This window comes from Corallococcus sp. 4LFB (assembly GCF_046520365.1).
GTDB lineage: Bacteria > Myxococcota > Myxococcia > Myxococcales > Myxococcaceae > Corallococcus > Corallococcus caeni.
Genome location: NZ_JBKGHJ010000348.1, coordinates 1 through 9,520 on the forward strand (window position 1 = coordinate 1; position 9,520 = coordinate 9,520).

Annotated in this window: 9 protein-coding genes and 2 pseudogenes; 10 read left to right on the top strand and 1 reads right to left on the bottom strand. The window is 71.3% G+C overall.

All coding sequences use genetic code 11. The features are described 5' to 3' along the window. The 6 genes and pseudogenes from ACLEQD_RS29665 to ACLEQD_RS29690 form a co-directional block, all read left to right on the top strand. Positions 1–936: pseudogene (locus ACLEQD_RS29665) on the top strand (hypothetical protein); the annotation flags it as partial. Between the two features lie 95 nt (positions 937–1,031). Continuing rightward, the gene (locus ACLEQD_RS29670) at positions 1,032–1,907 is read left to right on the top strand and encodes a 4-hydroxy-3-methylbut-2-enyl diphosphate reductase (protein WP_410388657.1); all 876 of its coding nucleotides are present in this window, start codon (positions 1,032–1,034) and stop codon (positions 1,905–1,907) included. Between the two features lie 55 nt (positions 1,908–1,962). After that, positions 1,963–2,301 (top strand): ArsR/SmtB family transcription factor, encoded by a 339-nt coding sequence (locus ACLEQD_RS29675; RefSeq protein WP_410388659.1) that lies wholly within the window; start codon positions 1,963–1,965, stop codon positions 2,299–2,301. After that, positions 2,298–2,789, top strand: coding sequence for an SRPBCC family protein (locus tag ACLEQD_RS29680; RefSeq protein WP_410388661.1), 492 nt, complete (start codon positions 2,298–2,300; stop codon positions 2,787–2,789). Before ACLEQD_RS29675 ends, ACLEQD_RS29680 begins: the two co-directional genes overlap by 4 nt. Positions 2,790–2,888: 99 nt before the next feature. Next, positions 2,889–4,601, top strand: a complete 1,713-nt coding sequence (locus ACLEQD_RS29685; protein WP_410388663.1) for a PA14 domain-containing protein — start codon at positions 2,889–2,891, stop codon at positions 4,599–4,601. Between the two features lie 113 nt (positions 4,602–4,714). Continuing rightward, positions 4,715–5,104, top strand: coding sequence for a VOC family protein (locus ACLEQD_RS29690; RefSeq protein WP_410388665.1), 390 nt, complete (start codon positions 4,715–4,717; stop codon positions 5,102–5,104). Positions 5,105–5,114: 10 nt separating this feature from the next. Here ACLEQD_RS29690 and ACLEQD_RS29695 read toward each other — a convergent pair whose 3' ends face one another. Then, positions 5,115–5,738, bottom strand: a complete 624-nt coding sequence (locus ACLEQD_RS29695; protein WP_410388673.1) for a hypothetical protein — start codon at positions 5,736–5,738, stop codon at positions 5,115–5,117. A gap of 102 nt (positions 5,739–5,840) precedes the next feature. Here ACLEQD_RS29695 and ACLEQD_RS29700 point away from each other — a divergent pair, with 102 nt between their 5' ends. From ACLEQD_RS29700 to ACLEQD_RS29715, 4 genes and pseudogenes are all read left to right on the top strand, one after another. Continuing rightward, positions 5,841–6,668, top strand: a complete 828-nt coding sequence (locus ACLEQD_RS29700) for a lysophospholipid acyltransferase family protein (protein WP_410388667.1) — start codon at positions 5,841–5,843, stop codon at positions 6,666–6,668. Continuing rightward, on the top strand, positions 6,665–7,606 hold the full coding sequence (locus tag ACLEQD_RS29705; RefSeq protein ID WP_410388669.1) for an NAD-dependent epimerase/dehydratase family protein: 942 nt from the start codon (positions 6,665–6,667) through the stop codon (positions 7,604–7,606). The genes ACLEQD_RS29700 and ACLEQD_RS29705 overlap by 4 nt, the downstream gene beginning before the upstream one ends. Further along, positions 7,596–8,831, top strand: coding sequence for an MFS transporter (locus ACLEQD_RS29710; protein WP_410388671.1), 1,236 nt, complete (start codon positions 7,596–7,598; stop codon positions 8,829–8,831). The genes ACLEQD_RS29705 and ACLEQD_RS29710 overlap by 11 nt, the downstream gene beginning before the upstream one ends. Positions 8,832–8,974: 143 nt before the next feature. Next, positions 8,975–9,520: pseudogene (locus ACLEQD_RS29715) on the top strand (restriction endonuclease); the annotation flags it as partial.

Below are 9,520 nucleotides of genomic sequence, written 5' to 3' on the forward strand. Positions count from 1 at the left end.
TCGTCGCGCTGGGCGGCGGGGGTGTCCATCGTCACGCTGGCCAGCAGCCTGGCGCTGGCGGTGCCGCTGACGGCGCTCGCCGTGCAGCCCGTGAAGGCGCCGGAAGCGAAGGCCTCGGTGGCGAAGGTCTCGGAGGCGAAGACCTCGGAGGCCAAGTCCTCGGTGGCGAACGCCTCGGAGGCCAAGGACTCGGAGGCAAAGGACTCGGTGGCGAAGGCCTCGGTGGTGCCCTCCGTGAGCGCAACGCCTATCGCCGCGCCCCGTCCGCTGACCATCGCCGCCGCTCCCACGCCGGCTCCGGCGCCCGCGCCGGTCGTCGCGCCAGCTCCGAAGCCCGCCCCCGCGGACAAGGCGAAGGCCCGCGCGGAGCGCAACGCGGCCCAGGACGACGACGAGACCACCCGCGTGGGCGTGGATCCGCTGAGCGTGGACCAGCTGGTCGCACTGAAGATTGCCGGCGTCACCCCGGAGGTCGTCGACCGCATCTCCGCCATGGGCTACGCGCCGACGGTGGAGACGCTGGTGGGCTTCCAGCACGCGGGCATCACGCCGGAGTACGTGAAGTCCATGGCGGACCGCTTCGGCCAGTCCATCCCCGCCGAGCAGCTGGTGGCCATGAAGCACCTGGGCGTCACGCCGGAGTGGCTGGGGCAGATGGCGGCCCTGGGCTTCGCGAAGGAGGACCTCGACGACCTGCTGGGCGCGAAGGCGCTGGGCATCGATGCCGCGTGGGTCAACGACCTGAAGGCCGCGGGCTTCGGGAACCTGAAGCTGGATGAGGCCGTGCAGCTGCGCGCCCTGGGCGTCGACTCCAGCTACCTGCACGAACTGGAAGCCGCGGGCGTGAAGCCCGCCACCGTGGATGAGCTGCTGCGCCTGCGCACCGGCGGCGTGGACGCGGACTTCATCCGCCGCATGCAGAAGCCCCGGAAGTAATCCCTCCCCTCATCTCCCATCTGGTCCCACCGCGCGCTCCTCCAAGGAGGAGCGCGCGGGCGGGCCGCGCCTTGCCCGAAAAAGGAGTCGCCGTCATGACGTCTCGCCTGTCTCCGTGGATGACCCTGGTCGTGATGTTCCTCGCCCTCCCCGTCGTCGCCGCCGAAGCGCAGCGCACAGGCACGTGGGGCGCGTACGTGAAGGAGCAGCAGTTGCAGCTGTCGTTGCAGCCCAAGGACCGTCCGGATTCGCACCACGGCTTCTCCGCGCCGCTCGCGGACTTCCAGGGGCTGTCCACCGCGGACGGAAGCAGCGCCCCCTTCAAGCTGGTGCGCGAGGCGGGCACGTTCGACTTCGAGGGGCGCTTCAACGACGGGCAGGGCGTGGGCACCTGGCGCTTCAGCCCGGACGCCGGCTACGCGAAGAAGCTGGCGGAGCTGGGCATCCCCAGGCCGGACGCGGACGAGCAGTTCCTCCTGGCCAGCGTCAACGTGGGCCCGAAGCGCGTCCAGGCGCTGGCGGCCACGGGCCAGAAGGTGACCACCCTGGAGGAGCTGGTCCACGTGGGCATCTTCAACATCACCCCGGACTACGTCCGCGCCATGGCGGCCGAGGGCTACGCGAAGCTCACGCTCCAGCAGCTGGTGGACTGCCGCATCCACGGCGTCACGCCGGAGCGCATCCAGGGCCTGGCCGCGCTGGGGTTCAAGGGCCTGCCCCTGGACTCGCTGCTGTCCATGAGCATCCACGGCGTCACGCCGGACTTCATCCGGGAGATGCGCGGCCTGGGGTTCCCGGACCTGGGCGCGGATGACCTGGTGTCCATGCGCATCCACGGCGTCACGCCCGCCTTCGTGAAGGAGATGCGGAGCCTGGGCTACACGAACGCCACCGCGGACGACTTCGTGTCCATGCGCATCCACGGCATCGACTCCGTCTTCGTCCGCTCGATGTCGAAGCAGCGCAAGTAGCCGGCGCCCCGGGAGCCCTTGACGTCACGGAGCCCAGGCCTTATCACTGAACCAAATGGTTCAGTCTCAAGCCGCCCTCGACCGTACGTTCGCGGCGCTGTCGGACCCGACGCGCCGGGCCATCCTCCTGCGGCTGGGAGGAGGGACCGGCGCGTCCATCGGCAGCCTGTCCGAACACTTCGAGATGACGCTCACGGGGTTCCAGAAGCACGTGCGCATCCTGGAGGACGCGGGGCTCGTCACGACGGAGAAGGTCGGGCGGGTGCGCCACTGCAGGCTCGGTCCCAGGCGACTGGAGGACGTGGCGAAGTGGATGGCCACGTACAGAACCATGCTGGAGCAGCGCCTGGAGCACCTCGAGGACTTCCTCGAGCGCACGAAAGGAACGCCATGACGACCCAAGTCGCGAGTTCACCCAAGGCCCTCGTCACCCAGCCCTCGGAGCGGGAGGTCCGCATCGAGCGCATCTTCAACGCGCCCCGCGAGCGGGTGTGGAAGGCGATGACGGACCCCGCGCTCGTCGCGCAGTGGTGGGGGCGGGGCAACAAGGTGGTGGTCGAACGCATGGACGTCCAGCGCGGCGGCCACTGGCGCTTCGTCGAGCACTCGCCCGACGGCAGCCACGGCTTCGAGGGCCGCTACCGCGAGGTGACGCCCATGGAGCGCATCGAGCAGACCTTCGAGTGGGACGGCACGCCCGGCCACGTCGTCGTGGAGACGATGACGCTGCAGGACCTGGGCGACGGCCGCACGAAGCTCGTCACCGTGTCCCTCTTCCACACCGTGGAGGACCTCCAGGGCATGGTCGGCGCCGGCATGGAGCAGGGCCTCAACCAGAGCTACGCGGCGCTCGACAAGCTCCTCGCGCAACCCCAGGCCTGAACGGGAACAAACAGACCAAGCCAACTTCCAAGAAAACGAGATTGACAGTCCGCGCAGCCAGGACGTCTCGTCGCCTCCCATCCCTGCTGGAGGCGGAAGTTGGTCCCATCCCCCCGTTCCCGCGCGCTCGTCCGGGCGTGCCTGCTGCTCCCCGTGTGCTCGCTGGCGGCCTGTGACGTCCGCGAGCCCACGCCCGACGCGCGCGTCGCCGTCTCACGCGGCGCGGCGACTGGCGAGCTGGCCGCGACGCTCATCGACGACAGCGGCTTCAACTACCCCTGGCAGGTGAACGACGGTGACGACGCCTCGGGGGCGTGGGGCGCGGGCGACAACGCCTCTGCCGGCTACGACCTGGGGACGGTGAAGCAGGTGCGGGAGGTGTGGAGCCTGGGTGACCAGGCGTATCGCTTCCACGTCCAGCTCTTCGACGCGAGCTGGGCCCAGACGGGCTGGTACGACTGCGACGTCGACGGCAGCGCCGTCCAGTGGCAGGGCTGCGACATCCCGGACACCAACGCGCGCTTCGTCTACGTGCGCTACCGCACGAACACGGGCGGCTCCTGGGTGCAGGAGGTGAACCTCCTGGGGGACGCCGCGGGCCCCAGCGAGCTGCCCATCCCCACGGGCGCCTTCCGGGGCACCTACTTCAGCGACCGGAACCTGACGACCCGGGCCTTCCAGCGCCAGGACGCCGCCATCCAGTTCTCCTGGGGGACGGGGAGCCCCGGCACGGGCGTGGGCGTGGACGACTTCAGCGTGCGCTGGGAGGGCGACTGGAGCTTCGCCAGCGCGGGCACGTACCGCTTCTCCACCACGTCCGACGACGGCAGCCGCATCTACGTCGACGGGGCGCTCGTCGTGGACCACTGGAGCGACCACGGCGCGTCCACGCGGACCGGTGACGTCACCCTCACCGCCGGCACGCACCGCGTGAAGGTGGAGTACTACGAGGCCGCCGGCGACGCGTCCGCCCAGGTGGGCTGGACGCTGCAGTCCGGGAGCACGCCCGGCGTGGGCGGCGTCCCCAACCCGCCCACCGGCTGGGTGCTGGACCTCCAGGACGACTTCGACTCGCTGGACTGGAACAAGTGGAAGCAATGGCAGACGAACGTGCCGCTCATCCACACGGTCATGGTGATGAACACGCAGAGCCAGTGCGTGACGGCCAATGGCTACCTGGAGATGCGCGCCCGGAAGCGCGCTGACGGCTCGGGCATCTGGGACGGCTGCTACCTGGACCAGGGCACGTGGTGGGACGCGCAGAACTCCCGGCCGGCGCATCCCGGCTACGCGGACTACCAGGTGTCGTTCAAGGCGGACCTGCCGCCGGGCATGGGCACGGGCATGTACTTCCTCATGTGGCCCATCGCGGAGAGCTGGGGCGGGACGCCGTGGCCGCCGGAGCTGGACCTCGTGGAGCTGCCCAACAACGACGGCACGAACGTCATGACGACCTGGCACTGGGACCCGGACAACAAGCAGTCCGAAGTCCGGCCCACCGTGGACCGCCGCAATGGCAAGCAGTGGGTCTACACCGCGCGCCGCGTGGGCAATGACCTCCGGATGTGGATTGGCGACCCGGCGACCAACGCCATCCGGGAGATTCCGCTGCCGGCCGCGTTCTCCAACAACCCGGACTACAAGCGGATGCTGGTGGGCATGGCGAACTTCGTCGCCTCCACCTGGGCCCTCAACGGCAGCGCGTCCGCGTTCTGGTACGGCGACGCGAACGCCACGGGCTCCACGGCGTGGACCGCGTCCATCGACTACGTGAAGGTCTGGAAGCCGGGCCCGGGCATGAGCGGGCAGTAGGCTTTCACCTCCCGGCCCTTCAACTCCGTCGTACCGTCCCCCTGCTTTTCGGTATATCCCTGGCTCCCCCCCAACGGGCTTCCCCCCTGCCCGGCCCCCTCAGGAGCACCGCCATGCACCACAGCCGACTCAGCACGTTCGTCATCGACTGCAAGGTCGGGGACCTCGACGCCGCCACGCGGTTCTGGAGCGCGGCGCTGGGACGGAAGGTGGCCCCGGTGGACGCGGACTCGCCCAACTACCGCGAGCTGGAGGCGAAGCCCGAGGAGCCCATGCTCCTCATCCAGCAGGTGGAGCACGAGAGCCGCATCCACCTGGACATCGAGGCGGACGACCTGGACGCGGAGCTGGAGCGGCTGGAGGCGCTGGGCGCCAAGCGCGTCGCCTACGTGAAGCGCTGGTGGGTGATGGAGGCCCCCACCGGGCAGCGCTTCTGCATCGTCCGTCCGCAGCGCGGGCCCCTGGAGGGCCGCGCCAACGTGTGGGACGGCGAGGGCCGCTGACGAAGGCGCCCTACCCCTGCGCCGGGCCCAGCGCGGCCTGGAGCAGGTCCAAGAGCCCCGGCCACGCCTCCGCGGACAGCCACAGCCCCTCCGGCGCGTGCGCCGCGGTCATCTTGAGCGAGGAGGACTCGAAGAGGCGGGCCGCGAGCGCGCCGTCCTTCGGCAGCCTCCCCTCCACCCGGAGCACCTGTCCGTCCCAGGCCAGCTCCGGCGGCAGCAGCCTGCGCGCCAGGGCCTGGAGCGCGGCCTTCCCGGCCCCCGTGCGCAGCGCGCCCATGAGCAGCGACGAGGCACCGGGGGACTCCTCCAGCTCCACCCGGCCCGGCGTGGCCAGCCACAGCGTGTAGCGCCCTCCGGCCAGCTCCACGCGCTGGGGGGTCGTCTCCACCCGCAGCTTCCAGCCCCGCACGTCGAGCCGCAGGTCATACACCGTGGGGGTGCTGTCCCAGGAGCGCAGCGAGAGCCCCTTCACGCGGCCCAGCACGCTGCGCGACAGCGCCTCCACCCGCGCGTGCGACAGGCGCACCCGCCGGCCGGCCACGTCCACCGACACCTCCTGGGCCAGGCCCTCCGGCAGGGCCATGGCCCACGAGAGCGCCCCGTCCAGCATTCCCATCCACGGCTGCCCCGCCATCACGCGTCACTCCTCGGGCGGCCCTCCCGCCTCACAGGGCGCCCGTCGGGCGCACAATGGGGGACGCGGGCCCCCCGTGCAAAGCCTCCGCGCGGTGCTACGGTGCGCCCCGTGCCCCAGAGCAAGTCCCTGTCAGAGCGGGTGGAGCGGTTGGAGCTGCCCTTCAACGAGTACGGTGTCGACCCGTACGGCATCTCCAAGAAGCACCTGAAGCTGGCGCTGGAGTTCTTCGCCTTCCTCTACCGGAACTACTTCCGGGTGCGCTGCACCGGCGTGCAACACATCCCGAAGAAGGGCCGGGGCATGCTGGTGGGCAACCACTCCGGCGGCGTCGCGGTGGACGGGATGATGGTGCTCACCTCCACGATGCTGGAGATGGACCCGCCCCGGCTGGCGCAGGGCATGGTGGAGCGCTTCATCCACAAGTTCCCCGTGGCCTCGCTGTGGGCCAGCCGCACCGGCCAGTTCACCGGCCTGCCCGAGCACGCCGTGCGCCTCCTGGAGGACGACCGGCTGCTGATGATTTTTCCGGAAGGCGCGCGCGGCACCGCGAAGCTCTACCCGGACCGGTACTCGCTGGTGGACTTCGGCACGGGGTTCATCCGGCTGGCGCTCCAGACGCGCTCGCCCATCATCCCCTTCGCCTTCCTGGGCGGCGGCGCGGCCATCCCCACCATCACCAACGCGTACGCGCTGGGGAAGCTTTTGGGCATGCCGTACATCCCGCTGACGCCGTACCTCTTGCCGCTGCCCCTGCCGGTGGGGCTGGAGATCCACTACGGCGAGCCGCTCGTCTTCGAGGGCACGGGCGACGAGGAGGACCACGTCATCCAGGGCTACGTGGACCAGGTGAAGGCCCGCATCCAGCGGCTCATCGAAGACAACCGCGCCGAGCGCAACCTGCGCCGGACCCGGAGGCTGTTGCCATGAGGGTGTTGATTCCAGGCATCTCCGGCGGCATCGCGCGCAGGCTGGCGCTCAAGCTGCGCGACAGCGGCCACGAGGTCGCGGGCATCGACATCCGGCCGTGGCGGGACGCGCCCAAGGACATCCAGGTGCACCCGGTGGACGTGCGCAAGCGCGCCGCCGAGGACGTCTTCCGCCGCTGGAAGCCGGAGGCGGTGGTGCACATGGCCACGGTGACGGCGTTCACCGTGCCCGGCGGCGAGCGCGGCCGCATCAACCTGGACGGCACCAAGGCGCTGTTCGACCACTGCGCGGCGCACGGCGTGAAGCAGGTGCTCTTCGTGGGCCGGCACACGTTCTACGGCGCGGCGCCGGACTCGCCGCTGTACCACTCCGAGGACGAGCCCCCGCGCGCGCTGGAGGCCATCCCGGAATTGGCGGACCTGGTGGCCGCGGACCTGTACGCGGCGACGGCGCTGTGGCGCATGCCGGACGTCACCACCGCGGTGCTGCGGCTCGTGTACACGCTGGGCACGCCGGGCACGGGCACGCTCGCGAACCTGCTGCGCGGCAAGCGCGTGCCCATGGTGCTGGGCTACGACCCGCTCTTCCACGTGCTCCAGGAAGAGGACGTGGTGACGGCGCTGCAGCTGGCGCTGGAGAAGAAGGTGCGCGGCATCTTCAACGTCGCGGGGCCCGCGCCCGTGCCGCTGTCGGTCATCATCCGGGGCACGGGCCGCACGCCGGTGCCGCTGCCGTCGCCGGTGCTGTCGCTGCTCTTGGGCCGGGCGGGCTTCCCCCGGCTGTCGGTGGGGGCCACGGACCACCTGCGCTATCCCATCGTGGTGGACAACAAGCGCTTCCTGGAGGCCACGGGCTTCCAGTACGCCTACGACGAGGGCCGCATCCTGCGCGCCTACGCGGACGCGCTGCCGGTGGACCGGGCGGGCCATGGTGGCTGAGAGCGTGGGCGCGGCGCCCGCCCCCGTCGCCTCACCGGGCCTGTTGCGCCGGGTGGAGGCGGTGGTGTTCCTCACCGTGTTCCTGGACCTGGTGGGCTTCGGCATCGTCATCCCGATGCTGCCCTTCTACGTGCAGTCCATGGGCGGCTCGGCGCGCACGGTGGGCATCCTGCTGGGGTGCTTCAGCTTCACGCAGCTGTTGGCCACGCCGCTGCTGGGGCGGTACTCGGACCGGCACGGGCGGCGCGCGGTCATCCTCCTGAGCCTGCTGGCGAACGCGGCGGCGATGGCGCTGTTCGCGCTGGCCAGCCACCAGCGGATGCTGCCGCTGCTGTTCGCGTCGCGCATCCTGGCGGGGGCGACGTCCGGCAACATCGCCGCGTGTCAGGCGGCGCTGGCGGACGTGACGACGAAGCAGACGCGCGCGAAGGCCATGGGCCGCATCGGCGCGGGCATCGGCCTGGGCATGGTGCTGGGGCCCACGCTGGGCGGGCTGTTCTCCGGGCTGGGCGCGTGGGTGCCGCCGCTGCTCGCCGGGGGCCTGGCGCTGGTGGGCTTCCTGGGCGCGCTCATCGCGATGCCGGAGACGCACCCGGTGGAGCAGCGCGTGACGGCGAAATCCCAGACACGCTGGGCCGCGCTGCGGGACGCGCCCCGGCGCAAGGCGTTGGGGATGGTGCTGGGGTTGTTCTTCGCCGTCTTCCTGTCCATGACCACGCTCCAGGTGGCGTTCGCGCTGCTGGTGCAGGCGCGGCTGGGCTGGGGCTCGAAGGAAGTGGGCTACACGTTCGCGGTGGTGGGCGGGCTGGGCATGGTCATCCAGGGCGGGCTGATTGGGCCGCTGTCGCGCGCGGCGGGGGAGTTCCGGCTGCTCATCACCGGGGCGCTGCTCCTGGCGTGCGGCATGGCGGGGCTCGCGGTGGCGCAGCAGGCCTTGCCGATGATGGTCGCCGTGGTGCTGGTGGGCGTGGGCACGGGCTTCCTGCAGCCGTTGATTTCAAGCCAGGCCTCGCAGGTGGCCCCGCCGTCGCAGCAGGGCGCCGTGCTGGGGCTGGCGCAGTCGTGCGGCGGGCTGGCCCGCACGGTGGGTCCGGTGGCGAGCGGCTGGATGTATGCGTCGTGGAGCACCCAGGCCCCCTTCCTGACGGGCATGGTTTCGGCGCTCGCGGCGGCGGGACTGGGCGTGCTGCTCCACCGGGAAACCGGCGACGACGCGGAGGGGTAAAGCCTTTCAGACCCACCCGGGTCCCCTGCTTCCCGGGACGCCCTACCTCCTTTGGGGGGCTTGTCTTCACCCGACCCACGAGGGCAGGCTTTTGCTCACGAGGAGGCGGTGAAGCCATCACTCCCGGGGGGTAGTGCTTGCCATTGGCGGGGGAAGTCGCGCTGCTGGATGCGTTGGACCGCCAGGCCCGGCGCCGGGCGGAAGGCATCGCGACCCTGAGCGTGCTGGAGGGACCGGAGGCCCTGGGGGGGACCCTCTGGAACCGGTGGGCCGCGAGGCACGCTCAGACGGTGGTGGAGGTCTCCGGGGAGGACCCGCATGCGGCGGCGCTGGGCTGGGCCCGGGCGCTGGCGGCGACCCGGGACCTGGGGGCGGACGCGGAGGCGCTGGCGACGTTCAGCCTGACGGCGGCGAATCCCAGACACACGCCGGTGTTCCGGGGAAAGACAGCGCATGAGCGGCGCGTGCTGTTGGATGCGCTGCCGCCGCCCGCGATGTTGCCGGACGCCACCTGGGCGCTGTGCCGGGAGCTGGTGATTCACCGGGAGGCGGTGGAGCCCGGCGCCCTGCCGGACGCGGTGCGCCGGGCGCTCCAGAAGAACCTGGGCGCCGGGCTGCGCGCGTTGCATGCGCTGGTGCCGCCCGGGAAGGCGCCGGTGGCGTGGGTCGCCCGCGGGGCCAGCGCCGTC

Excerpts from the sequence above, each read along its gene's own strand:
- ACLEQD_RS29705 (WP_410388669.1), top strand. The coding sequence starts at position 6,665 with ATGAGGGTGTTGATTCCAGGCATCTCCGGCGGCATCGCGCGCAGGCTG.
- ACLEQD_RS29670 (WP_410388657.1), top strand. The coding sequence starts at position 1,032 with ATGACGTCTCGCCTGTCTCCGTGGATGACCCTGGTCGTGATGTTCCTC.
- ACLEQD_RS29695 (WP_410388673.1), bottom strand. The coding sequence starts at position 5,738 with ATGGCGGGGCAGCCGTGGATGGGAATGCTGGACGGGGCGCTCTCGTGG.
- ACLEQD_RS29675 (WP_410388659.1), top strand. The coding sequence starts at position 1,963 with ATGGTTCAGTCTCAAGCCGCCCTCGACCGTACGTTCGCGGCGCTGTCG.
- ACLEQD_RS29710 (WP_410388671.1), top strand. The coding sequence starts at position 7,596 with ATGGTGGCTGAGAGCGTGGGCGCGGCGCCCGCCCCCGTCGCCTCACCG.
- ACLEQD_RS29690 (WP_410388665.1), top strand. The coding sequence starts at position 4,715 with ATGCACCACAGCCGACTCAGCACGTTCGTCATCGACTGCAAGGTCGGG.
- ACLEQD_RS29680 (WP_410388661.1), top strand. The coding sequence starts at position 2,298 with ATGACGACCCAAGTCGCGAGTTCACCCAAGGCCCTCGTCACCCAGCCC.